General features: G+C 66.2%; 21 protein-coding genes and 1 riboswitch. Of the genes, 4 read left to right on the top strand and 17 right to left on the bottom strand.

All coding sequences use genetic code 11. From position 1 onward, the window contains the following. Nucleotides 1–48: 48 nt before the first annotated feature. The 17 genes from L2Y94_RS01950 to L2Y94_RS01870 form a co-directional block, all read right to left on the bottom strand. A complete protein-coding gene (locus tag L2Y94_RS01950) occupies nucleotides 49–768 on the bottom strand; it encodes an adenosylcobinamide-GDP ribazoletransferase (RefSeq protein ID WP_247372714.1) in 720 nt (239 codons plus the stop codon). After that, nucleotides 765–1,304: a histidine phosphatase family protein gene (locus L2Y94_RS01945; protein WP_247372711.1), complete on the bottom strand. Its 540-nt coding sequence runs from the start codon at nucleotides 1,302–1,304 to the stop codon at nucleotides 765–767. Before L2Y94_RS01945 ends, L2Y94_RS01950 begins: the two co-directional genes overlap by 4 nt. Continuing rightward, a complete protein-coding gene (gene cobT / locus L2Y94_RS01940; RefSeq protein ID WP_247372708.1) occupies nucleotides 1,301–2,347 on the bottom strand; it encodes a nicotinate-nucleotide--dimethylbenzimidazole phosphoribosyltransferase in 1,047 nt (348 codons plus the stop codon). Before cobT ends, L2Y94_RS01945 begins: the two co-directional genes overlap by 4 nt. Continuing rightward, nucleotides 2,344–2,865, bottom strand: coding sequence for a bifunctional adenosylcobinamide kinase/adenosylcobinamide-phosphate guanylyltransferase (cobU, locus tag L2Y94_RS01935; protein ID WP_247372706.1), 522 nt, complete (start codon nucleotides 2,863–2,865; stop codon nucleotides 2,344–2,346). The genes cobT and cobU overlap by 4 nt, the downstream gene beginning before the upstream one ends. After that, nucleotides 2,862–4,322: a cobyric acid synthase gene (locus L2Y94_RS01930; protein ID WP_247372704.1), complete on the bottom strand. Its 1,461-nt coding sequence runs from the start codon at nucleotides 4,320–4,322 to the stop codon at nucleotides 2,862–2,864. The genes cobU and L2Y94_RS01930 overlap by 4 nt, the downstream gene beginning before the upstream one ends. Then, entirely contained in the window at nucleotides 4,319–5,287 is a 969-nt protein-coding gene (gene cobD / locus L2Y94_RS01925; protein ID WP_247372702.1) for a threonine-phosphate decarboxylase CobD, read from the bottom strand. The genes L2Y94_RS01930 and cobD overlap by 4 nt, the downstream gene beginning before the upstream one ends. After that, a complete protein-coding gene (gene cbiB, locus L2Y94_RS01920) occupies nucleotides 5,280–6,248 on the bottom strand; it encodes an adenosylcobinamide-phosphate synthase CbiB (RefSeq protein WP_247375073.1) in 969 nt (322 codons plus the stop codon). Before cbiB ends, cobD begins: the two co-directional genes overlap by 8 nt. A gap of 14 nt (nucleotides 6,249–6,262) precedes the next feature. Beyond that, nucleotides 6,263–7,552, bottom strand: a complete 1,290-nt coding sequence (locus L2Y94_RS01915) for a cobyrinic acid a,c-diamide synthase CobB (protein WP_247372700.1) — start codon at nucleotides 7,550–7,552, stop codon at nucleotides 6,263–6,265. Beyond that, nucleotides 7,549–8,151 (bottom strand): cob(I)yrinic acid a,c-diamide adenosyltransferase, encoded by a 603-nt coding sequence (gene cobO, locus L2Y94_RS01910; protein WP_425602454.1) that lies wholly within the window; start codon nucleotides 8,149–8,151, stop codon nucleotides 7,549–7,551. Before cobO ends, L2Y94_RS01915 begins: the two co-directional genes overlap by 4 nt. A gap of 23 nt (nucleotides 8,152–8,174) precedes the next feature. Then, a complete protein-coding gene (locus L2Y94_RS01905; RefSeq protein ID WP_247372697.1) occupies nucleotides 8,175–8,753 on the bottom strand; it encodes a hypothetical protein in 579 nt (192 codons plus the stop codon). A 22-nt stretch (nucleotides 8,754–8,775) separates the two neighbouring features. Further along, nucleotides 8,776–10,692, bottom strand: a complete 1,917-nt coding sequence (btuB, locus tag L2Y94_RS01900; protein WP_425602423.1) for a TonB-dependent vitamin B12 receptor — start codon at nucleotides 10,690–10,692, stop codon at nucleotides 8,776–8,778. 79 nt (nucleotides 10,693–10,771) lie between these two features. Beyond that, nucleotides 10,772–11,006: riboswitch (cobalamin riboswitch) on the bottom strand. 116 nt (nucleotides 11,007–11,122) lie between these two features. After that, nucleotides 11,123–12,673 carry an N-acetylmuramoyl-L-alanine amidase family protein gene (locus tag L2Y94_RS01895; protein WP_247372695.1) on the bottom strand — a complete coding sequence of 517 codons (1,551 nt, stop codon included), beginning with the start codon at nucleotides 12,671–12,673 and terminating at the stop codon, nucleotides 11,123–11,125. A 424-nt stretch (nucleotides 12,674–13,097) separates the two neighbouring features. Beyond that, nucleotides 13,098–14,219, bottom strand: coding sequence for an acyltransferase family protein (locus tag L2Y94_RS01890; RefSeq protein ID WP_247372694.1), 1,122 nt, complete (start codon nucleotides 14,217–14,219; stop codon nucleotides 13,098–13,100). A 224-nt stretch (nucleotides 14,220–14,443) separates the two neighbouring features. Continuing rightward, nucleotides 14,444–14,917, bottom strand: a complete 474-nt coding sequence (locus L2Y94_RS01885; RefSeq protein WP_247372692.1) for a Cif family virulence factor — start codon at nucleotides 14,915–14,917, stop codon at nucleotides 14,444–14,446. A 109-nt stretch (nucleotides 14,918–15,026) separates the two neighbouring features. Further along, entirely contained in the window at nucleotides 15,027–15,524 is a 498-nt protein-coding gene (locus tag L2Y94_RS01880; protein WP_247372690.1) for a hypothetical protein, read from the bottom strand. Between the two features lie 100 nt (nucleotides 15,525–15,624). Next, nucleotides 15,625–18,249: a magnesium-translocating P-type ATPase gene (mgtA, locus tag L2Y94_RS01875; protein ID WP_247372687.1), complete on the bottom strand. Its 2,625-nt coding sequence runs from the start codon at nucleotides 18,247–18,249 to the stop codon at nucleotides 15,625–15,627. A gap of 156 nt (nucleotides 18,250–18,405) precedes the next feature. Next, nucleotides 18,406–18,582 (bottom strand): hypothetical protein, encoded by a 177-nt coding sequence (locus tag L2Y94_RS01870; RefSeq protein WP_186448268.1) that lies wholly within the window; start codon nucleotides 18,580–18,582, stop codon nucleotides 18,406–18,408. 349 nt (nucleotides 18,583–18,931) lie between these two features. Between L2Y94_RS01870 and L2Y94_RS01865 the strand changes: the two genes are divergently transcribed. The 4 genes from L2Y94_RS01865 to L2Y94_RS01850 all read left to right on the top strand — a co-directional run bounded on the left by L2Y94_RS01865 (nucleotide 18,932) and on the right by L2Y94_RS01850 (nucleotide 22,652). Next, the gene (locus L2Y94_RS01865; RefSeq protein ID WP_247372685.1) at nucleotides 18,932–19,597 is read left to right on the top strand and encodes a hypothetical protein; all 666 of its coding nucleotides are present in this window, start codon (nucleotides 18,932–18,934) and stop codon (nucleotides 19,595–19,597) included. A gap of 170 nt (nucleotides 19,598–19,767) precedes the next feature. Further along, nucleotides 19,768–20,928, top strand: a complete 1,161-nt coding sequence (locus L2Y94_RS01860) for an NAD(P) transhydrogenase subunit alpha (RefSeq protein WP_247372683.1) — start codon at nucleotides 19,768–19,770, stop codon at nucleotides 20,926–20,928. 14 nt (nucleotides 20,929–20,942) lie between these two features. After that, nucleotides 20,943–21,242: an NAD(P) transhydrogenase subunit alpha part 2 gene (locus tag L2Y94_RS01855; RefSeq protein WP_247375392.1), complete on the top strand. Its 300-nt coding sequence runs from the start codon at nucleotides 20,943–20,945 to the stop codon at nucleotides 21,240–21,242. 3 nt (nucleotides 21,243–21,245) lie between these two features. Further along, nucleotides 21,246–22,652 carry an NAD(P)(+) transhydrogenase (Re/Si-specific) subunit beta gene (locus L2Y94_RS01850; protein ID WP_247372681.1) on the top strand — a complete coding sequence of 469 codons (1,407 nt, stop codon included), beginning with the start codon at nucleotides 21,246–21,248 and terminating at the stop codon, nucleotides 22,650–22,652. The last annotated feature ends 20 nt before the right edge of the window (nucleotides 22,653–22,672 follow it).

Here is a 22,672-nt window from a genome sequence, read left to right as displayed (position 1 = left end):
TTCTTGCGAGTGGAATTCATCGCTCGCCTATGATGCGGCTTTTCGCACCTAGAAACGGATCAGCAAGGTGAGGAGGACCGATGCCTCGATCATCTCCACCATCGCCCCCGCCGTATCCCCGGTGAAACCACCGATGCGACGCATGCAGGCCGCACGCCATACGTAAGCGACAAACGCGGCGGCCAGCAACGACACCGCGCCGGCCACACCGAAACACAACGTCACCACGACCGTCAGCACGATCGCGACACGACACCCCATCACCGGCGCACCACGCAACGCATCGCCGAGCCCATGCTCCCGCACGTAGGGCGTGGTGAGGAACCATCCCACGAGCGCGCCCCGTGCGAGCAACGGTGGCAACAACAAAAGCCATGCGGATGGCAGCGCCGTTAAAGCCGACACTTTCAGCAACGACACGCCGACCAGCGACATGACGCCCGCCGGTCCGCAGCGCGGGTCTTTCATGATGGACAGCGTGCGTTCGCGATCGCCAAGGCCACCGACCCATGCATCCGCGCTGTCGGCAAGGCCGTCCAGGTGCAAGGCGCCGGTGAGCAACACCCACGCGGTGAACACGATCGCCGCCATGGGAAAGGCCGGGAGGCGATGCAGAACGTAGGCCAGCAGGGCCAGCAGCAACCCGAGCACCAGGCCCACCAGCGGATACCACTTCAACGACGCCGCCTGCCCGTTCGCATCCCACGTCACGCGTGGCATCGGCAATCGCGTGAGGAACCCGAAGGCGATGAGCAGGCCGCGCATCATGCGCCCCACACGATGGGATGCAGCGACGCGTGGGGTACGTCGATGCCGGCCATGTCGCCGAAGTCGCGTCGCGCCGCGACACAACGCAACAGGCGAATGGCGCCGCCATGCGTCACGACGAGCACGCGCGTGTCGCGGGCTTCGATGGCGATCTCGTCGAGCGCATCCGCGAGCCGCCGTCGAAATGCGTCGAACGTCTCCGCGCCCGGTGGCGGATTCGCCACGGGATCGGCCCAGAACCGTCCGAGCGCATCGCCCTGCTCCTCGGCGAGCGTTTCGATCGGCACGCCCTGCCATTGCCCGAAGTGGTATTCGGCCAGGCGCGGATCGATGCGCAGCGGCAAGCCACGCTCCGCCGCGAGCTCCTCGGCGAAGCGCGCGCAGCGCGCCATCGACGACGACACGACGGCATCCCACGTCCCGCCCTCCACCGCCGTCCGCAACTGCGTCCAGCCCAGCGGCGTCAACGGATCGTCGAGCTGCCCGCGATAGCTGCGCTGGCCCGTATCGCCGTGGCGAAGCAGGTCGATGCTCATCCCTGCGACACGCCCGCTTCGGCGAACGTCGCCATCGATCCATGCAATGCGCAGGCCATGCGCAGCAGCGGCACGGCCACCGCCGCACCGCTCGCCTCACCGAGGCGCATGTGCAGGTCGAGCAAGGGTTCGGCGTGCAGCGCATCGAGCACGACGTCGTGTCCGCGTTCGCGCGAGCGATGCGCGAAGATCAGCCACGCACGCACGTCGGACTGCATCGCGACGGCGACCAGCGCCGCCACGCTGGCGATGAAGCCGTCGACCAGCACGGGCAGGCCGCGCTGCGCGGCCGCCGTGAACGCGCCGACGAGCGCGGCGATCTCGAAGCCGCCCACCCGGCGCAACGCTTCGCGCGGCAGGGACAACGCGTGCTCGTGGAAACGCAGCACCTCCGCGACGATGGCCGCCTTGCGGGCGACGCCGGCATCGTCCAGGCCCGTGCCCGCGCCGGTCAGCGCGTCCGGCGTGCGGCCGAGCAAGGCGCAGGCCAGTGCGCTCGCCACCGCCGTGTTGCCGATGCCCATCTCACCACCGATATACAGCTCGGCACCGTCGGCGATCGCTCGCTCCACGCTATGCCGTCCCGCCTCCAGCGCCGCCTCGAGCTGCGCATCGCTCATGGCGTCGTCGTGGCGGATATTGGCGGTGGACGGCGCGATGATCTCGCGACGCACGCCGGGGATGTCGCCCGGGTCGTTCACCGTGCCCAGGTTCACGACGTCGAGCGTCGCACCGAGTTCGCTTGCGAGCACCGCGATCGCGGCGCCGCCCGTGGCGAAGTTGCGCACCATCTCGCCGGTCACGACTTGTGGGAAGGCGGACACGCCATCGGCGGCCAGGCCATGGTCGCCGGCGAACACGGCGATGTGCACGCGGTCGACGCGAGGCCATTCGCGACCCTGCAACGAAGCCAGCAGGATCGCTACCTCCTCGAGGCGGCCGAGCGAGCCGGGCGGCTTCGTGAGCGTGGTTTGCCGCTGGCTGGCGGACCGGGCGGTGGCGGTATCGGGGAAACGGCAGGGATCCGTCATCCAGGAGGTCATGGCAGGGATCCTTTCAAGGCAAGGGGAAGGCCGGCGGCGACGAAGAGCACGCACTCGCAACGCGCGGCCAGCATCTGGTGCAGGCGGCCCGCCTCGTCGACGTAGCGCCGGGTGAGTTCGCCCATCGGCACGACGCCGAGGCCGACCTCGTTGGTGACGAACACGATCTCGCCCGGCAAGGCGGGCAAGACATCGAAGAATTGCGCGCGTTCGCGCTCGAAGTGCGCGCCGTCGTCGGTGCCCAGAAGATTCGACAGCCACAACGTGAGGCAGTCGACCAGCAGGAAGCGTTCCGGCGTGGCATGGGCGCGAAGCACGGCGGCCAGGTGGATGGGTTCTTCCACCACGGTCCAGGCCGAGGGACGCCGGGCGCGATGATGATCGATGCGCTCGGCCATCTCGGCGTCGAACGCCTGCGCGGTGGCGACGTAGGTCACGGCATGGCCGGCATCGGCGGCCATGCGCTCGGCCAACGCGCTCTTGCCCGAACGGGCGCCGCCGAGAATCAGCGTCTTCATGCGAGCCCCATGAGTCGGGACAGCACCTCGGTATCCATGTGCGCCTCGACGGTATCGGCCAGGCGGTCGAGCGATGCCTCGCGCAGGGCCTGGATATCCAGCGGCACCGGCGCAGCCACGCCGCACGCCCGCAACAGCGCCGACAGGCCTTCGGGATGGTCGAACAGGCCGTGCAGATAGGTGCCCATGACCTTGCCGTCGTCCGAGCGCGCACCGTCGGTGCGCCCTCCTTCGAGACGAATGGCGGGGCGCCCCAGGCCGGGGCCGGCGCTCGTGCCGCAGTGGATCTCGTAACCGCTGATGGGCGCATCTTCCGCAAGCAGGCGTCCGTGCACCCGGAGCAGCTGCTTACGCGGCATGAGTACCGTATCGATGTCGAGCAACCCCAGCCCCGCGGTGGAACCGATGTCGCCCTCGATGCCCTGCGGATCGTGCACGGCATGCCCCAGCATCTGGAATCCGCCGCAGATGCCGATGACACGGCCGCCATAGCGAAGATGTCGCAGGATCGCCGCGTCCCATCCTTGCCTGCGCAGCCAGGAAAGATCCGCACGCGTCGACTTGGACCCCGGAAGCACGATGAGGTCGCAAGGCGGCAGCGCCTCCCCCGGTCCGACGAAGCGCAGGTCCACGTCGGGATGCGCGAGCAAGGCGTCGAAATCGGTGTGGTTGCTGATGCGCGGGAAGGCGGGCACCACGATGCGCAGGGAAGCGTCCGGGCGCGCGTCGCGATCCCGCGGCAAGGCGTCCTCGGCTTCCAGCGCGAGGCCATGCAGATACGGAAGCACGCCCAGCACCGGCTTGCCCGTTTCCCGCTCCAGCCAATCCAGGCCCGGCTTCAGCAAGGCAGGGTCGCCCCGAAAGCGGTTGATGACGAAGCCCGCGATGCGCTCGCGCTCGCTGGGCGACAACACGGCCAGCGTGCCGACGAGATGGGCGAATACGCCGCCCCGGTCGATGTCGGCGACGAGGATCACCGGGCAATCCACCGCTTCGGCGTAACCCATGTTGGCGATGTCGCGGTCGCGCAGGTTCACCTCGGCGGGACTGCCCGCGCCTTCCACCACCACGGCATCGTAGTGCCCGACCAGCCGCCCGTGCGACGTCAGCACGGCCTCCATCGCGACGCGCTTGTACGCGTGGTATCCCACCGCATCCATGTTGCCCACCGCGTGGCCGTGGACGATCACCTGCGCGCCCGTGTCGCTGTTGGGCTTGAGCAACACCGGATTGAAATCGGTATGGGGGGCCACCCCCGCCGCCTGGGCCTGCACCGCCTGCGCGCGACCGATCTCGCCGCCGTCGACGGTCACCGCGGAGTTCAAGGCCATGTTCTGCGGCTTGAACGGCGCCACCGCGATGCCACGACGGCGCAACCAGCGGCAAAGCGCCGCCACCAGCGTGCTCTTGCCCGCATCCGACGTGCAGCCCTGCACCATGAGCACGCGGGCGCTCACGCGAGAACGTCCTCCAGCGCGGCGGCCAGTCGCGCGAAAGCCGCCGCATCCGGCGGCAAGCCGAAACGCAGCGCGGGCGGATCGTCGAACAGGCGAACGAGGATGCCGCGACGGGCGAGCGCGTCATGGAGGCGGAAAGCGTCGGTATGCATCACGTAATGAAACAGGTCCGTACTGCCGGAAGGAGGCAGGCCCGTCCGCGCGAGCAGCGCGGCCAGGGCCGCGGACTCCTCGCGCAGGCGTGGCCGCATGTGGTCCTGCCATGGACGGTCGCGCAAGGCCTGCGCGACCGCGACGCGGCTCGGACCGGCGAGCGTCCACGGGCCGAGCCGTTCGGCGAGCGCTCCGAGCAAGGCGGGCCACGCGGCGACGAATCCGGCGCGGGCACCGGCGAGCCCGAAGAACTTGCCGATCGATCGCAATACGATAATCCCTTCGCGCCCGACGTCTTGCAGGAACGACGCATCGCGCGTATCCGCGAAGGCTTCGTCCACCACCAGCCATCGACCCGCCGCGGCGAGACGTGGGGCCAGCGAAGGCGAGGCACGTTCGCCCGTGGGATTGTTGGGCGAAATCAGCAACACGACATCGAAGCGATCCGCCTCCGCGAGCAAGGCGTGCATGGGAAGCGGCGTGACGTCGTGTCCCGCCACGCGCCAGGCATGCGCGTGCTCCGCGTAACCCGGATCGACGACGCCCACGCGACACGGCGCGCGAAGCCAGGGCAAGGCCTGGATCGCCGCCTGCGAGCCCGCGACGGGCAACAGGTGTTCGACGCCGTAATAGGCGCGCGCGGCGTCGAGCAGGCCGTCCTCGTCCTCGGGCAGGCGGTGCCAGGCGTCGGGCGGCGGCGGCGGCACGGGCCAGGCATGCGGGCTGACGCCCGTGGAAAGATCGAGCCAGTGTTCGCGCGGGATGCCGTAACGCCGGGCCGCGCGCGCGAGCCGTCCGCCGTGTTCAAGCATGGGCCGCCGCTCCCGCCACCAGGGCCACGGCGAGCCAGAGCACGACGCCGCGGTCGACGAGGCGCAGGGCGCCATGGATGGATGCCGCGCCGGGCCGGTCGCCTTCGCCGAGCGGAGGGCGGTCTTCCCAACGGCCCTGGTACGGCGCGGGACCGCCGAGGGCCACGCCCAGCGCACCGGCCCCCGCCGCCATGACCGGACCCGCATTGGGGCTTTTCCACGTCGGCGCCTGCACGCGCCAGCAGCGCATCGCCGTGTCGAAACGCCCGACGGTGGCATAGGTGAGCGCGGTGAGTCGTGCGGGAACGAAACCCAGCACGTCGTCCGCGCGCGCGGCGGCCCAGCCGAAACGCAGGTAACGCGGCGTGCGATAGCCCCACATCGCGTCCAGCGTGTTGGCGAGTCGGAAGAGCAAGGCGCCGGGAGCACCCAGCAGGACGAACCAGAACAAGGCGCCGAAGACGGCGTCGTGGCCGTTCTCCAGCACCGACTCGGTGGCGGCGCCGGCGATCTGCGCGGCATCGAGGTCGTCGGTATCGCGGCTCACCATGCGGCTGACGGCCACCCTTGCGCTGGGCAGGTCGCGCGCCTCGAGGGCGAAGGCGATCGGCTTCGCGTGGTCGGCGAGGCTGCGGCGGCCGATGGCGACGTGGAGCGTGACGATATCCAACAACCATGCCGGCACCGGGGGCAAAGCACGGTGCAAAGCGAACACGGCACCGAACGGCACGAGCACCATCACACCCCACGCCGTCGCTCCTGCGAAGGCAGGAGCCCAGCGTCTCCGGCTCGTGGGTGCCGCTTCGTCCGGACGGAAGACGCTGGGTTCCTGCCTCCGCAGGAACGACGCGAGGGGGTTCATGCGTCGCTCCACGAACGACGCGACGCGGCCGAAACCGACCAGCGGATGAAACCGGCGCGCCTCCCCCAGCCACGTATCGAGCAACACCGCCGCCAGCATGGCCAGCGCCGTGCTCACGGCAGGAAGAGACGCATCGCGGCGTCGGGATTCGACGGGAAATAGAAATGCACGAAGCTCGCCGTCATGCGACCGCGGCGATACACCGCCTCGGCGGTAGGGCCGCCGTTCGGATTGAAGGCGCGGGCAAGCGGTTCGCCATCGACCTCCGCGCGTGCGTAGTGAAACGAATGGCCGCGCAACGTGCCTTCGGGAAGATCCACCGCCTGCATGCCCAAGGCCGCCATTCGCGGCTGCATCGCCGCATGGCCGGGAAGCAGTCCCGCCATGGCGGCGCCACGTCCCTCGCGATCCGTCAGGCGATCCAGCGCGTAGAGCAGGCCACCGCATTCGGCGAGCAGGGGAAGCCCCGCGTCCACGTGTTCCCGCAGCGCGTCGCGCAGGTCCGGGCGGGCGGCCAGGATATCCAGGTGCAACTCGGGATAACCCCCCGGCAACCACACGGCATCGCAGGGGGGAAGCGGATCGCCCGCCAGCGGAGAGAAGAACACCGGTTCGGCACCCGCGCGGCGCAGCACGTCGAGATTGGCCGGATAGACGAAGGCGAACGCCGCGTCGCGGGCGATGGCGATGCGCCGACCGTCCAGTCGCACCGTGATCGCTTCGTCGGCAGGCGCCTCGAACGTGACCGGCGGCGGCAACGGCAGCGCGCTGCGTGCGAGCAGCGCATCGGCCAGCGCATCCAGGCACACATCGAGATCGGGCAGCTCGGCGGCGGCGACGAGGCCGAGGTGTCGCTCCGGCAGGCTCATCGCCTCGTCGCGCGGCAAAGCGCCGTACCAGTCGATACCGTCGCGCAGGCTCTCGCGCAGCAGGGACGCGTGGTAATCGCTGCCGATGCGGTTGGCGAGCACGCCCCGCACGCGCAGGTCGTCGCGGTAGGTGGCGAGCCCGTGTGCCAGCGCACCGAAGGTCTGCGCCATGGCCGAGCCGTCGATGACCGCAAGCACCGGCAGGCCGAAACGCACCGCCAGGTCGGCGCTCGACGGCGAACCGTCGAACAGGCCCATCACGCCCTCGACGAGGATCAGGTCGGCCTCGCCCGCCGCCTCATACAGGCGGCGACGGACATCGTTCTCGCCGCCCATCCAGGCATCGAGCTGGTATACCGGCACGCCGCTCGCGCGCTCGAGGATCATCGGATCGAGGAAGTCGGGCCCCGTCTTGAAGACGCGGACCCGGCGCCCCTGGCGCGCATGCGCACGGGCCAGCGCGGCGGTGACGCTGGTCTTGCCCTGCCCCGACGCAGGCGCGGAAACCAGCAAGGCGGGGCAGGAACGCTTCACAGCTCGATACCTTTCTGTGCGCGGATGCCCGCCTGGAAGGCGTGTTTCACCACCCGCATGTCGGTGACGGTGTCGGCGACGGCCACCAGTTCGTCCGGCGCGCCGCGGCCGGTGACGACCACGTGCTGCCGCTCCGGCCGCGCGGCCAGCGCCGCGAGCACGCGCTCGAGGGGAACGTAGTGCTTGGTGAGCGCGATGTTCAGTTCGTCCAGCAGCACGAAATCATACGACGCATCGCCGAGCATGCGCTCGGCGACGTTCCACGCCGCCATGGCGGCGGCGATGTCGCGGGCCTTGTCCTGGGTTTCCCAGGTGAAGCCCTCGCCCATCACGTGGTAGTCGATGCCTTCGTCGTCGAACAGACGGAAGAACGCCTCTTCGCCGGTGGAGAAACTGCCCTTGATGAACTGCACCACGCCGCAGCGAAAACCGTGGCCGAGCGAGCGCGCCAGCATGCCGAAGCCCGACGAGCTCTTGCCCTTGCCGTTGCCGGTGTTCACCACCAGCACGCCGCGATCGATGGTAGCGCGCGCGATGCGCCGGTCGATCAGCGCCTTCTTGCGTTGCATGCGGTCGCGATGGCGCGCTTCTTCGTCCATCTCGCGCCAGGGCGTTTCCCCGCTCATGCGTGCGCCGCGCCTTCGCGGGCGCGGAAGACGCGGGCGAACACGGCATGCGCCACCTGGGCCACCAGCACGTAGCAAGCCGTGGTGCGCACGAACAGCGGCCCCCAGGTCATCAGGCGCACGCCGTAGTCGGCGAACGTCGGGTTGGGATAGCGGCCGCCCAGGAAGTAGAACGACCCACCGGACACCACGTACGACAGCGATGCGCTCACGAGCAACGCCACGAATACGACGACATGCGAACGCAGCGAACCGTCGAAACGCGGCGCCACCGCGCGACCCGCGTACCACAGCACCGCGTACGCCAGCGGCAGGAACGAATACGCCAGCGTGATGCAGAACGCGCTCACGCCCGCGTAGCTCACCGAATACCAGTCCACCAGCACCGCCAGCGCCACGAACGCCACGAAGAGCAGATGCTTCCGCAGGTAGATGCCGCCGAGGAAGAACAGCGCCATCGACGCATCCGGCAAGTGCAGCCAGTCGCCGAAGTGATGGAAGCGGGTACCGATCATCACCAGCGCGAACAGCGCGGCGACGGCAACGGCCAGCGGTCGGGAAAGCGGCTTCATCATCAGGTTCTCCGGTAGGGATCGATTACGTGCGTGGCTGGTAGCGCAGCGTCAGCATCCAGTTGCGGCCAGGCTGGTTGAAGTAGCGGGCGGTTTCGTAATGGCGGTCGAAGACGTTCTTCGCCGCCAGTTCGAGCTTCCACGCCGCGTCGAAGGCGTAGGCCATGCGCAAGTCGGTGAGCGCGTAGCCGCCGAGGCGATGCAGGTTGGCGGTGTCGTCATAGCGGTAACCCGAGGCGAACACGCTCGCACCGACGCTGAACGCGCCGAAGCGGCGGTCGAGGTCGATGTTGGCGGTGCGTCGTGCGCGACGCGGCAACAGGTTGCCGTGGCTGGCATCGTCGCTGTCGTCCTCGGGCTGCAGCCACGTCGCGCTGCCGGCAAGGGTCCAGTCGTCGACGGTCGTGTCGGCGGCCAGTTCGACGCCACGGATGCGCGAGCGGTCGATGTTGTTGGCGCCACCGAACGGGAACAAGGGGCCGGTGAGGCCCGCATCGAACACGATGAGGTGGTCGATCCGGTTCTGGAACGCGTTGACCGACCAATGGCCCCAACCCGGCGTGCCCTTGAGGCCCAGCTCCCAGTTGCGCGAGGTCTCGGGACCGAGATCGGGGTTGCCGTAATCCGGGTAATAGAGGTCGTTGAACGTCGGTGCCTTGAACGCGGTGCCGTAGCTGGCGGTGACGCGGAGCTCATCGGTCAGCGCGTAGCCGTACAGCAGGCTGCCCGTGGTCTTGCCGCCGAACTGGCTGTTCTCGTCGCGACGCAGGCTGCCCTGCACCGAACTGGCGCCGAACTCCTGTTGCCACTGCGCGAACAGGGCGTGGTTGTGACGCGTATCGACGAGGTAATCGGTATTGCCGACTACACGGTCCCGCTGCCAGTCGAAGCCCACCGTCGCGAGGCCATAGCTTCCGCCGACATGGCCCAGGTCGGCCTGCAACGAGGCGACGTCACGATGCGTATTGAAGGTGTCGGCGTAGACGCCATTCTCGTAGTCGGTGGAGAAATCGCCGCTGCGCCCGACGTTGAGCGTGATCAACGCATCCTTCGACGGACGGTAGTGCACGCGGCCGCCGATGGCCTGCGTGGTCGATTCGGCGAAGTTGCTGCTGGTACCGTCGTAGTGGTTGCGGCCTTCGCTGCGCGTGGCGCTCGCATCCGCATCCCACTGCTCGTCGAAACGCCAGCCGCCCTTGAGCGACAGCGCGTTGTCGCGGTAGCCATCACGATCGGGCTCATAGGTGAAGCAACCGCCGCCACCCGGGCTGGGCTTGCCGCGGCAGGCATTGATGCCGTCGGTCTGGTCGTGGGTGGCTTCCACCGCGTACCAGCCGTTCTTGCCGCTACCGGCGAAACCGGCCGAGCCGCGCAACGTCGACCAACTGCCGACACCCACCGAGAAACTGGGCACGAAAGCACCCTGGGGATGGCGGGTGAAAATCTGGATGACACCGCCGAGGGCTTCGGAACCGTAGAGGCTCGAATACGGGCCGCGGACGATCTCGATGCGCTCGATCTGGTCGACCGGAATGTCCTGGAAGGCGGCCGTACCCGACGTGGCCGAACCGATGCGCACGCCGTCGACCAGCACCAGTACGTGGTCGGACTCGGTGCCACGCAGGAAAACCGACGTGGATTTGCCCGGGCCGCCGTTGTTGGCGATGGACACGCCCGGTACGGCACGCAGCAGGTCGGCGACGGAATTCGGCTGGAGGCGCTCGATGTCGGCGCGGTCGATCACCGTCGAGGCGGCGAGCACCTGCGAGGCCGACTGCTCGGTGCGCGAGGCGGTGACCACCACCTTGTCCAGGTCGGTGGAGGCGTCGTCGGCATGGGCGGTCATGGGCAAAACGAAGGCCGTCGCGATGGCGAGCGCGAGGCGGGACGAGCGGAACTTCACGGTGTCACTCCCTACGAACCGCGCCAACCCGCGCGGCATGGATGCGGGGACGGACGAAAGGGGATACGAAGGAGCGCCGGCGCATCGCGGACGGCCACCCTCGACAGGCCCTCCGCCAGTCCGGTGTCGCCTCGAGGCCGGTCTCCGGGCTTGCGGGCATGGGAGGGGCATCCCATCGGACCGGCGCCTTCCCGCGCCCATGGGCGCAGTGGCATGAAGCCGATCGTTGACTCGCTTACCGTTGCGGGGGCAGCTCCGGAATGGCGCGTTCCCGAAAGAACGGCGCGTCACCGGATTCCCGTTTCAATCCCCGGCTTGATAAGCCGGGGATCACCTTGGGCCTGGGAAGTGTAGCTGAACGGCGGCCGTGTTGGTCGACTCGGCGCAAAGGAGGTGGGAATCTGCAAATCCCTCGCAGGAGCCTTAAACCGGGCGACCTGGGCATGACCAGGCCGCCCGGGGTTAAAAACTAAACGCTCTCCGGTTCTACCGGTCGAGGCTTGCACGTCAGAGAGATTTCAATAGGCTTCGCGAATACGTCATCCGAGTCTTTTGCACTCACCACCATCGTGAAAGGAGAACGTGCGACATCCGCTTCAACGCATTTATAGCCGAGCGCAAACTCAGACATGGCGCTTTCGTCTTTAGCCCTCCCGGAAGCGGATTCGCACGAGCTACCTGTCGCACACTCCTTGCGACTCGCTATCACAGTCACGGGAAAACTCGGAAACCCTCTTATCTTGCGCACGGGAATCGGTACCAGATCATCGACCATCCCTTCGGCCGCAGCCGGCGTTTCGACGGTAAATTCCTCGCATCCCTTTCCTTCCTTGAACAGCTTGTAGCCTTTCGCGACTCCTCGCATCGAGGCATTCTGAAACCAAATATCCTTCAGTGCTTTTGCGTCTTCGGTGTTCGTGTGAAATCCCATCTCAATGATAACCGAGGGCATGGCAGCGAGGCGATTTTCGCCATAGTTACCCTGTGTCAGGGTGTTACTCACCGGGTAGCCCTTGAAATCTTTCTGCGCGTGGATCTGCTCCTTCATGTAACACAAAACCGCAGAACCCAGCTTGATCGACTCAACCCTCCCCTCCTGCACGACAACCTTGGCGCCGCGAGTCGCCGAATTATCAACAGCATTCGTATGCAGATGAAAAACAGCATCGGCCCCTAATTCATTTGCGTAAAGCGGACGACTCCGAATATCCTCCTTGTAGTCTCGCAACGCCTCCGTTGCATCAGGAAGGGAGTGCCAAATGTCAGGCCTATTAGGCATGGAGTCTTCGAGCAAATATCTCGCACCCATCATTTGCCATGGCTGCCCGCTAGGCTTGTGCTGACCAAATCCACCCTCCCTTACAAGTACCGGTGAGGTATTAGACATATACAGATCAGCAAACAGAAGCGATGCGAACACCAAGGTAATCTCATCCTCAAGGATCCCATTATATGGCGATCTTTGAGGCCTCCAATCCTTGTATCCGTGATGATAGTAATATCCGTGACCGGCAGAGACGGCTACCACAGGAGCGCCCGTCGCCGACAACCGCTTCTTGTCCTTGACTGCGGGCGGGTCGCGCTCTTCTGGAAACCAAAAGTACATATCCTTCCCACCAAAACGGAACCTCAAGCCCGAGAACGAAGAAAGACCATCGATATAAGGCTCCAATTCAATCTCAAGCCTGCGCCGAAAGTCTTCCATTTCAGGAGACGTAGACATGGGACCGAAGCGCTCATCCATGTTGACAATCAGCGAATTGGCCGTCGGATCGAAAACCGCGTTTATGTGGATCGGGAGACGATCGCCTTCAAAGTGTTGATAGCTATTAGCGTAGTTATTCGCCACCTCCGTTATCCGCCGCTCCAGTGACGCCTTGTCCGAGGCACTCATCTCAGATAGCGCATTAATCGAAGCGGCGCCACGGTTTGGCACTACCGAAGCCAGAACACAACAGCCCAAGACGAAAGGCAATGTCCGCGACATCTTCTGCCGCATCTTTATTTTGCAGAGGTTCAATCCAGTTTCCTCCAGATGCCGACGCTCCCTGGAAATGAGTAGCTCACATCTCCAAGGCTGGCATCAATGTTTGATTTAGACGAGAAACGTGCCCCGTGCATGATCTTTTCTTTTCGAACGGAGCACGTTTCTGCTCGCCGAAAGGAACACGTCTACGCATGCTTTGCGCTCACGCATGGGACACGTAGGCACGCTATCACGCCGATGAAACGGCGTTGCCGACCTGGCACGAATCAGCATTTGCCTGACATCGAATCGGTCTACGCCCTACGCTCGAAACGCACGGAGAAACAATGCTGTTTCACAGCATCGTGCGCCGGGCACCACGCGAAGAAGTCTCTGCGTTTCTCCCACGGATAGCGGCCATCGACACGCTACCGTCGCACTGCTGGCGTGAGTCATTTCTCAATGCTTGACGAATAAGTCATTCGACCTTCGTCAATGACCCGGCCATGCCCAGGTGTGCACGGCGAACGACAGTGCGGTCACGCCAGCGCAGGAAGGGGCGCTCCACCGCGTAGTGAAGCAAGGCGCCACCGGCCAGCGTGGCCACGGCGAATATCGCGAAGCGCAGGAAGCGATGGCCGTCCAGATGGCTGCCCAGCAGGGCTGCCGTGAGGGTGAAGACGCCCTTGTGGCTGAGGTAGAGGCTGTACGACGCGCGGGCCAACCACGCCGCGCCGGGAATCCGGATCCCCATCGGACCGGCCTGTCCGCTCGACGCCGCCACGAAACCCGCCATGGCCGCCGCCAGCAGCGGGTAACCGACCACGCACGGCCAGAATTCGGTGCGCTTGCCGGTGAACAGCGCCAGGCAACCGCCGAGCAGGAGGATCGCGCAGAACGCGATCCGGCCGGGATTCGCGTGCACCCACACCATCCACCGTGGCCGATATACCGCGCAGGCCGCCAAGGCCACGCCGGCGACCAGGCCATCGAGCCGGACGTACGTGGGGTAGTAGAGGTAGCGCAGATACGCCGAACCGCCTGCTCCCGCCATCTGCGTTTCCCACAGCCATGCACGCAGACCGATGCCACCCAGCACCACCGCCACGCCGATCAACGCGAAGCGTCGCATCGACGGTCGCTTCGCCACGGCCAGGGCGAGAAACGGAAACACGAGATAGAAGTGTTCTTCGACGCACAGCGACCAGACGTGCGAGAAGGCGTAACGATCCGGCGCGTCGAAAAGCAGGTTGAAGGTGAACGTCGGAAATTGCCACAACGGCTGCATGAGCGGCGTTTCCCGCCATGCGGGCCAGAAGACGTAAAGCGCAAGCACCACGAAGAACGCGGGCAGGATGCGCAACATGCGCCGTCGGTAGAAAGCGGCCAGGTCGAGCGTGCCGCCCGCCGCGATCGATGCGAGCACCTGTCGGCCGATGAGATAGCCGCTGAGCACGAAGAACAGGTCGACGCCCATCCAGCCGGGGCTTTCCAGCAGCGAGAAGCCCTCGCCGAGGCCTCCGACGAAATAGCTGTGGAAAAGCATCACCCAGACGATGGCGATCGCGCGGAGGGTGTCCAGGCCGGGTTGGCGGTGCATCGATACGATTCCCTTGTGCGATTTGCGTAGGCAGGCGGCGGAGCCCTCCGGCGCAAGGCGCTGGGTTCCTGCTTTCGCAGGAACGACGAGCTACATGATCGGACGCCCCGGTCCAGCCCCTCACGTCGTTCCTGCGAAAGCGGGAACCCAGGGCGAGGCGTCACCATCAAACTCGCCGCACGAGGCTTGCGCGTGAAACGATCGAGGCGTTTCGCGGGCAATCGTCAGAAATTCGACGAGTACAGCATCGCCACGATCTTCCAGCCGTCGGGCGTGCGCAGCATCTGCCAGGTTTCGGCGCCGCGATTGCCCACCTTCCCGTCCATGAGGAATTCGAAGTCGAAGTACACCGTGCCGACCGTGCCATCGGTATGGATCTGCACGTTATGGAAGCGCTCTTCGACGGTCCCCTTGGCCGAACCGACGAATTCCGCGAACTCCTGCCACGTACCCGCCTTGTACGGCTTCACTTCCGGATGCCTAGCCTTTACCGATTCGAACGATACCTTGCCCAGCGCCGTGTACCAGCTCTTGCCCTCGGGAAGGAACAGCGATCCCAGCGTCTTCGCATCGTGGGCACGCAAGGCGGTCTGGAACGTGTCCACCACCCTCTGGATATCGGCCTGCGGCGAATCGGCCGCGACGGCGGGGAAGGAAAGGACCAGGGCGAACGCGAGAAACCCTTGGCGAAGCGTCATCGGTAGCGTCCTCGAAGGTGTGGGTACGCCACCCTAGGCAAGCGAACGGCCCGCCGCATAGCGTCATGCGGCGAGCCGTGGGCTTAACCCGGTGAAACGGTGACGGCGATCAGAGGCAGGTGGCCAGGCCGTCGTAGATCGATGCGCGGGACATGGGCAGCTTGGCCTCCAGCGGGTTCTCGCCTTCGATCAATTGGAAGAACTGCTCGACCGGGGTGTCCTTGGCAAGCGGGAGCTTGCACTTGTAGAGCTTGGCGTTCACCTGCACGGCACCCGTCTTCTTGTTGACGTCGGCGTAACTGCCGGCGAAGGTCCACAGGCACTGCTTGACGGTGCCCTTGGTGATGTCGACCGAGCAGCGCAGCTGCATCGGCCGGAGGTTGCCGTAGTCGCCCTCGCAGAACGTGTCGCCGCAGACCTTGTCGAAGGCACGGCCAAGCGCCGCTTCGGCGTTGAAGAAGCGATCGAAGCTGGCTTCGGATGCCGGCCAGTCGATGATGTCGGCGTAGCGGGTCGGTGCGGGAGGCGCGGTCGGCGCGGGGGCGGCCTGGGCGAAGGCGGCGGCAGGCAGGACGAACAGCGCGGCGGCGAGGGTGGATCGGATCATCGTGGTGGCTCCGTGGTTGAGGGAGCCGGTATTTCAGCGTGACCGGCGCGGCGGGTCTGTCCCGCCGCGCCTGCGCGATGTCGTAGTCGTTTCGCCCGCCTTACAGCCAGTGTCCATAGCGGCGGATGTAGATCGTCTTCACCACCTGTGTCAGCACGCAATAGCACACCAGGGTAAGCGTCAGCCAGGCGAAGTACATGCCGGGCAGCGGCACCATGCCGATGTGCGCACCCAGCGGGGAGAACGGCAACAGCATGCCCACCACCATGATCGTGCCGGTCAGCGCCAGCACCGGTGCCGAGGCCATGCTGCGCAGGAACGGAATGCGCCGCGTGCGGATCATGTGCACCACCAGGGTCTGCGAGAGCAGGCCCTCGATGAACCAGCCCGACTGGAAGAGCGACTGGTGGGCGACGTCGTTCGCACCGAAGACGTGCCACATCAGCCAGAACGTGGTGATGTCGAACACCGAGCTGACCGGGCCGATCCAGACCATGAAACGACCGATGTCGCCCGCGTCCCACTTGCGCGGCTTGCGCAGGTATTCCTCGTCCATGCGATCGAAGGGAATCGACAGCTGCGAGAGGTCGTACAGCAGGTTCTGAACGAGGATCTGCAGCGGCAGCATCGGCAGGAACGGCAGGAACGCGCTCGCCACCAGCACGCTGAACACGTTGCCGAAGTTGGAGCTGGCCGTCATCTTGATGTACTTCATGATGTTGCCGAAGGTGATGCGGCCTTCGACCACGCCCTCCTCCAGCACCATCAGGTTCTTCTCGAGCAGGATGATGTCGGCCGATTCCTTGGCGATGTCGGTGGCGGTATCCACGGAGATGCCGACATCGGCGTCGCGCAACGCGGGGGCATCGTTGATGCCGTCGCCGAGGAAGCCTACCGTGTGTCCGCGACGCTGCAAGGCCTTCACCACGCGCGCCTTCTGCACCGGCGACATCTTGGCGAAGACGGTGGTGCGCTCAACCATCGCATCGAGTTCGTCGTCGTCGAGCTTTTCGATGTCGCGCCCCTGCGCCGAGCCCTGCACGTCCAGGCCCACTTCGGTGCAGATCTTCCGCGTCACCGCCTCGTTGTCGCCGGTGATGACCTTCACCGCCACGCCGTGGTGGTTGAGCGCGCGGATGGCCGTGGCGGCGGAATCCTTCGGCGGATCCAGGAAGGCCAGGCAGCCCACGGCGGTCAGGCCCGACTCGTCGGCCACGCCGTAGGCGCGGTCACCGATGGGGTCACGGCGCACGGCCACCACGAGCACGCGCAGGCCGTCCTCGTTGAGGCGGCGGGTCATCGCGCGGATTTCCCGGCGCTTCTCGTCGGTCATCGGCTCGACGACGTCGCCGGTGCGCGCCTGCGTGCAGATGGCGAGCATTTCCTCCACCGCGCCCTTGCAGACGACCAGTTGCTCGTCGCGGCCGTCGGTCACCACCACCGACATGCGGCGGCGCTGGAAATCGAAGGGAATCTCGTCGACGATGCGGAAGCGGCGCGCCACCGGCTCGAGGTCGCGATGGGTGAGCACGGCCTTGTCCATGAGGTTGCGCAGGCCGGTCTGGAAGCGGCTGTTGAGGTAGCCCCACTCCAACGCCTCGTCCGAATCCTCGCCCGCCAGGTCGACGTGGCGCTCGAGCACGATCTTGTCCAGCGTGAGCGTGCCGGTCTTGTCGGTGCACAGCACGTCCATGGCGCCGAAGTTCTGGATCGCGTTGAGGCGCTTGACCACGACCTTGCGCCGGGACATGGCGATGGCACCCTTGCCCAGGTTGGCGGTGACGATCAGCGGCAGCATCTCCGGCGTGAGGCCCACGGCCACCGACAGGCCGAACATGAACGCGCCGACCCAGTCGTGCTTGTCGAAACCGTTGATGAGGAACACCACGGGGACCATCACCGCCATGAAGCGGATCAGCAGCCAGCTCACCGACGAGATGCCGCGGTCGAAGCTGGTCTGCACGCGCTCGCCCGAGAGCGTGCGCGCGAGCGAGCCCAGGTAGGTGCGCGCACCCGTCGCCAGCACCACGGCGGTGGCGCTACCGGACACCACGTTGGTGCCCATGTAGCAGACCGTGGGCAAGTCGAGCGGACCACCGCCCTCTTCGGCCACGTGACCGTTCGGCGCCGACTTCTCCACCGGGATCGATTCCCCGGTGAGGATGGCCTGGCTGATGAAGAGATCCTTCGCGGCCAGCAGGCGCAGGTCGGCGGGGATCATGTCGCCGGCACCCAGGTGCACGATGTCGCCCACCACCAGTTCTTCCACCGGCACCTCGATGCGCTCGGCGTGGCCGTCGTCGGCCCGTCGGGTGACCGTCGCCGTATTGCGGACCATGGCCTTGAGCTTCTCGGCGGCCTGCGACGAGCGGTATTCCTGCGTGAACGACAGCAGCACGCTGATGCCGACCATCACCGCGATGATGATCGGGCCGGTGAGATCGTCGGGCTCGGTGAACAGCTGCACCACCGCCAATACCAGCAGCACGATGATGAACGGGTTCTTGAAGGCACGCAGGAGCTGCACCGACCAGTGCGGCGGCTTCTCGTGGCCCACTTCGTTGACGCCGTAGCGATCCAGGCGCTCGGCGATGGCGGCCTCGTCGAGGCCGTCGGAACGGGATCCCAACGCGCGCAGCAGTTCATCTGCGGGACGGAAAGCGTCCGCGGTGGCGTTGGTGAAGGTCTTGGCGGCGACGGCCGCCGGCGAGGGATGCTTCTTCATGGCTCGCTGCCTTTCCGGACGAGGACTCCGGACGGGCGCGAACCGCCCTCAGCTATCGACTGAAGACAGGCGCGCCGGCTCGATGCCGACGAACGGTATTCCGGTTGAACGTAACGACGAGCGGCGCGGGCCGCGTCGTAGTGTCTATGTCGCTATTCATGGCTGCGGCAGTTTGCCTTCCGCGGGTTTCGACGGGCTTTCGACGACGTCGAGTGAACGCGGCACGGTGATCGTGCGCTTCACGGGCTGGGCACCGGCGCGGCGGCGTGCGAGGGCGAAAGCGAGACGGCGGCCGAACATGCGCGGACCGGTCTTGTCGAGCTGGAGGTTCATGGCTCAATCCTCGAAATAACGAAAGCTCGCGGCTTCCGTCGAGGAGAGCCGGACTTTCCCTAGCGGAGGAAAGCGCCGGCCGACCGGGAGCGGTCGCCGCAGGCGATGAGTTTTTCCAGCGCCGGAACCCGATGCGTGCGGATGCCGGCGCGTCGACTAGGGTAGACGTCCATATGCCTGGGTAAGGTAAGGAGGGTGCCGCCCGGGCATGAAGTCGCCTGGGTAGCCGACGAATTGTCGCGCTGCGGCAAGGGGCGGTCAAGGGGTTTCGCGACCCCGGTTCGGCTTCCGTCAACGTCATGTCCGGGCCCACGTTTGGACGACCATCTCCCCAGCCTGGACGACGCCGATGCACCACCCCTCCCTTGTCCGGCGCGGCCTGACGATCGCTTGTGCCGTCGCGCTCGCCGGGTGCGCGAGCCATGGCATCCGATTGGCCGCCTCACCCGTCCATCCCCAGTCCTTCGACGGTCACTGGGTGGTCGATACCTCCCGGAGCGAGGATCCCGATGCCGTGGCCACCGGCAGCGGTGGCGGCCATGGCGGTATGGGGCGAGGCCACGGGCATGGCGGCGGCGGTGGTATGGGTGGCATGAGCGGGATGGGCGGCCGACACGGTGGCGCCGGGGATGGCGCAGATATCCGCGCCAATGCGGGCGGCGGCAGCGGCGACGTCATGCGCCGTGCGCTCCTGCTTCCCGACACGCTGGACATCACCCTGCAGCCGGACACCCTCCAGATCGCGCCCGACGGGCACATGAGGAGCATCGCCATGGTGACCGGCAAGGACAACGGCGGCGACACCACCCGCGCGGGCTGGGACGGCGACAGCCTGGTGGTGATCACGCACCTGGACGACAAGCGCGGCGACATCGTGCAGCGCTATGACATGTCACCCGATCGTTCGCGCCTGACGGTCACCACCGAGTTCAAGCGACGGTCGAAGGACGTTTCGGTCGTGAGGGAGTTCACGAGCAAGGTAATTCCCGCCGCGCAGGCGGTGCCTTCGTCGTAATCGGACCTCGCCCATCGCCTTGCCCTTCCCGCCGCGGAGCGGGCGCGCCGGGGGATCCACCACGGGTGTCGCCCTTGGCGTTCGTGAGGCAGGCGCCTGAAATTGATCGGCATCAAGTCGTGGTTCGCCGCCGATGTCAGAGTCCATGCTGACTTTCGGTAGGCCGGGCGATGTCGATCAAGATTGCCGTATTAAGAGAAACGGACGCGGATGAGCGTCGTGTCGCGATCGTTCCCTCGACGTTGTCCGGGCTCACCAAACTGGGCGCATCGGTGGCGATCCAGGCGGGTGCTGGACTCGGCGCGCACTATGCCGATGCCGACTATGCCGATGCGACGATAGCGAACGACCCGGTGGCCATGGTGACCGATGCGGATGTCGTGCTTGCCGTTCAGCCGCCGCCGTCCGACGTCGTCGCGGCCATGCGTCCCGGTGCCGCATTGGTCAGTTTCGTTTATGCGAACAGGGAGCCGGCGCTGGTAGAACAACTGCGTGATCGCAGGATCAGCACCTTCGCCATGGAAAAGGTGCCGAGAATCAGCCGCGCACAAGCCATGGACGCGCTATCCAGCCAAGCGGCACTCGCCGGTTACTACGCCCCGCTCCTGGGTGCGGTGCACCTGCCACGCATCCTTCCGATGATGACGACGGCCGTGGGCTCGTTGCGTGCGGCACGCGTTCTGGTGATGGGCCTTGGCGTGGCGGGTCTTCAGGCATTGACGACCGCGCACCGCCTGGGCGCGATCACGGAAGGTTACGACGTGCGTCCGGAGACCCGGGAGCAGGCGCAATCGGTCGGAGCCAAGTTCGTGGATACCGGCGTGGATGCGCGGGGTGAAGGTGGTTATGCGCGAGCGCTTACCGCGGAAGAGCAGGCCAAGGCACACGAGGTCCTGACCCGGCATATCCAGCAGGCCGACCTCATCGTCACCACCGCCAGTGTTCCCGGCCGTGCCGCGCCACGCTTGATCGATCATGCGCAAATCGCCGGGATGAAACCCGGTTCGGTGATCGTCGACCTGGCGGCGGACGGCGGTTGCAACTGCGAGGGCGCGGTGCCGGGCCAGACGGTGAGGGTCGGGCCGGTGACGATCCTGGCTCCACCCAACGTGCCTTCACTGCTCGCCCAACACGCCAGCGAACTGTATGCGAAGAACGTCTTTCATCTACTCGGGCTGATCCTCAAGGACGGGACCGTATCGCTGGACCTGGACGATGCGGTCATCGCGGGCACCCTGTTGACCCATGCCGGCGAGATCCGACATGTCGGAGCCATGGGCGATGCCGAGGCGTCATCGCGGTCTCCCGCCGTCGCGGAGATGCAGACGTGAGCGTCGATCTGTCGATGAGCTGGCTGATCGCCCTGTACGTGTTCATGCTGGCCGCGTTTACCGGCTATGAGGTGATCCGTCGGGTGCCATCGATCCTGCATACGCCGCTGATGTCAGGATCGAACTTCGTTCACGGCATGGTCGTGGTCGGTGCGCTGCACGCTCTTTTCAACGCCCAGACCACGACGGGTCAGGCGATCGGGTTCATCGGCGTACTGCTCGGTGCCGGCAACGCGGCCGGTGGCTATGTCGTGACGGACCGCATGCTCGCGATGTTCAAGCCCATGGCCGGTCCGGCAACGAGGAAGGAGTAAGGCGTGCTGTCGACACTGGTCGAACTGAGCGGTTTCGCCGCCGCCTTGTTATTCATTCTCGGTCTGAAGCGGATGTCCTCCCCGGCCACCGCATCACGAGGCATCGACCTGGCCGGCATCGGCATGCTGGTTGCCGTACTGGCGGCCTTCGGCTACCTGGCCGACGTCGATGAAGCGGCTCGACCGCATCGACTGGAGAACCTTGGCCTGGCGCTGGCGGCACTCGCCCTGGGCATCGGTTGGGCTTGGCGAAGCGGCAAGCGCGTCGCGATGACCGCCATGCCGCAGATGGTGGCGTTGTACAACGGCATGGGCGGCGGAGCCGCCGCGGCGCTTGCGGCGGTGAAACTGACGGAGCCGCAGGGTACCGACGGACTGTCGTGGGGCGTGACGTGCCTGGGCGCCCTGATCGGCTCGGTTTCGTTGTCGGGTTCGCTGGTGGCCTGGGCCAAGCTGGACGGGCGCATGCGTAGCGCCTGGCGGTTCAAGGGACAGGGTGTCCTTAATGCGCTGGTGCTGCTGTCGACGCTAGGGCTGGCCGGTGCGGTGATCGCAGGTGTCGCTACACCCGGGTACCTGGGGCTGTTCTTCGTCGGCGCCTTGGCCGTGGGTGTTTTGACCACCCTGCCCATCGGTGGCGCGGACATGCCCGTCGTGATCTCGCTCTACAACGCTTTCACCGGCCTCGCCGTGGGACTGGAAGGCTTTGCCTTGCACAACCCCGCCCTGATGATCGCGGGCATGGTGGTCGGTTCGGCAGGCACCTTGCTGACCCTGCTGATGGCCAAGGCGATGAACCGCTCGCTGGCCAACATATGGTTCAGTCGGTTCGGCGAAAGCGAGGGCACGGGGAGCGACGAGGTGCTGGGGCACATGAAGGCGGCCGATGCCGCGGATGCCGCCGTCACCATGCGGTACGCGAGCAGCGTCATCGTCGTGCCCGGCTACGGTTTGGCGGTCGCGCAGGCCCAGGCCAAGCTGCGTGAGTTCGTGACGCTGTTACAGGCGGCGGATGTGGATGTGAAGTTCGCCATCCATCCCGTGGCCGGGCGCATGCCAGGACACATGAACGTGCTGTTGGCCGAAGCCGGCGTGCCTTACGACCTCATCTTCGACATGGAAGACATCAACGACAGCTTCGCCAGGACCGACGTTGCGCTGGTGATCGGCGCCAACGACGTGGTGAACCCGGCCGCACGCACCGACACGAGTTCTCCCATCTACGGCATGCCCATCCTCAACGTCGACCAGGCCCATCAGGTCTATGTCATCAAGCGTGGACAGGGCAAGGGCTACGCCGGCGTGGAGAACCTGCTGTTCTACGGAGACAACTGCAGCATGGTGTACGGCGATGCACTGGCCGTGCTGACGACCATGGTGCAGGCCATCAAGGACTTGCCCACCCACTGACACGACGCGTATCGCGCCCC

The sequence above is a fragment of the Luteibacter aegosomatis genome (assembly GCF_023078455.1).
Taxonomy (GTDB): domain Bacteria; phylum Pseudomonadota; class Gammaproteobacteria; order Xanthomonadales; family Rhodanobacteraceae; genus Luteibacter; species Luteibacter aegosomatis.
This window is presented reverse-complemented; position numbering and strand designations above follow the sequence as displayed.

Coding starts and splice junctions, on each gene's coding strand:
- cobD (WP_247372702.1), bottom strand. CDS start 5,287: ATGCTTGAACACGGCGGACGGCTCGCGCGCGCGGCCCGGCGTTACGGC.
- L2Y94_RS01905 (WP_247372697.1), bottom strand. CDS start 8,753: ATGATGAAGCCGCTTTCCCGACCGCTGGCCGTTGCCGTCGCCGCGCTG.
- cbiB (WP_247375073.1), bottom strand. CDS start 6,248: ATGCTGGCGGCGGTGTTGCTCGATACGTGGCTGGGGGAGGCGCGCCGG.
- cobO (WP_425602454.1), bottom strand. CDS start 8,151: ATGGACGAAGAAGCGCGCCATCGCGACCGCATGCAACGCAAGAAGGCG.
- mgtA (WP_247372687.1), bottom strand. CDS start 18,249: ATGAAGAAGCATCCCTCGCCGGCGGCCGTCGCCGCCAAGACCTTCACC.
- L2Y94_RS01885 (WP_247372692.1), bottom strand. CDS start 14,917: ATGACGCTTCGCCAAGGGTTTCTCGCGTTCGCCCTGGTCCTTTCCTTC.
- L2Y94_RS01880 (WP_247372690.1), bottom strand. CDS start 15,524: ATGATCCGATCCACCCTCGCCGCCGCGCTGTTCGTCCTGCCTGCCGCC.
- L2Y94_RS01890 (WP_247372694.1), bottom strand. CDS start 14,219: ATGCACCGCCAACCCGGCCTGGACACCCTCCGCGCGATCGCCATCGTC.
- cobU (WP_247372706.1), bottom strand. CDS start 2,865: ATGAAGACGCTGATTCTCGGCGGCGCCCGTTCGGGCAAGAGCGCGTTG.
- L2Y94_RS01855 (WP_247375392.1), top strand. CDS start 20,943: ATGAGCTGGCTGATCGCCCTGTACGTGTTCATGCTGGCCGCGTTTACC.
- cobT (WP_247372708.1), bottom strand. CDS start 2,347: ATGACCTCCTGGATGACGGATCCCTGCCGTTTCCCCGATACCGCCACC.
- L2Y94_RS01870 (WP_186448268.1), bottom strand. CDS start 18,582: ATGAACCTCCAGCTCGACAAGACCGGTCCGCGCATGTTCGGCCGCCGT.
- L2Y94_RS01945 (WP_247372711.1), bottom strand. CDS start 1,304: ATGAGCATCGACCTGCTTCGCCACGGCGATACGGGCCAGCGCAGCTAT.
- L2Y94_RS01860 (WP_247372683.1), top strand. CDS start 19,768: ATGTCGATCAAGATTGCCGTATTAAGAGAAACGGACGCGGATGAGCGT.
- L2Y94_RS01865 (WP_247372685.1), top strand. CDS start 18,932: ATGCACCACCCCTCCCTTGTCCGGCGCGGCCTGACGATCGCTTGTGCC.
- btuB (WP_425602423.1), bottom strand. CDS start 10,692: ATGCCGCGCGGGTTGGCGCGGTTCGTAGGGAGTGACACCGTGAAGTTC.
- L2Y94_RS01950 (WP_247372714.1), bottom strand. CDS start 768: ATGATGCGCGGCCTGCTCATCGCCTTCGGGTTCCTCACGCGATTGCCG.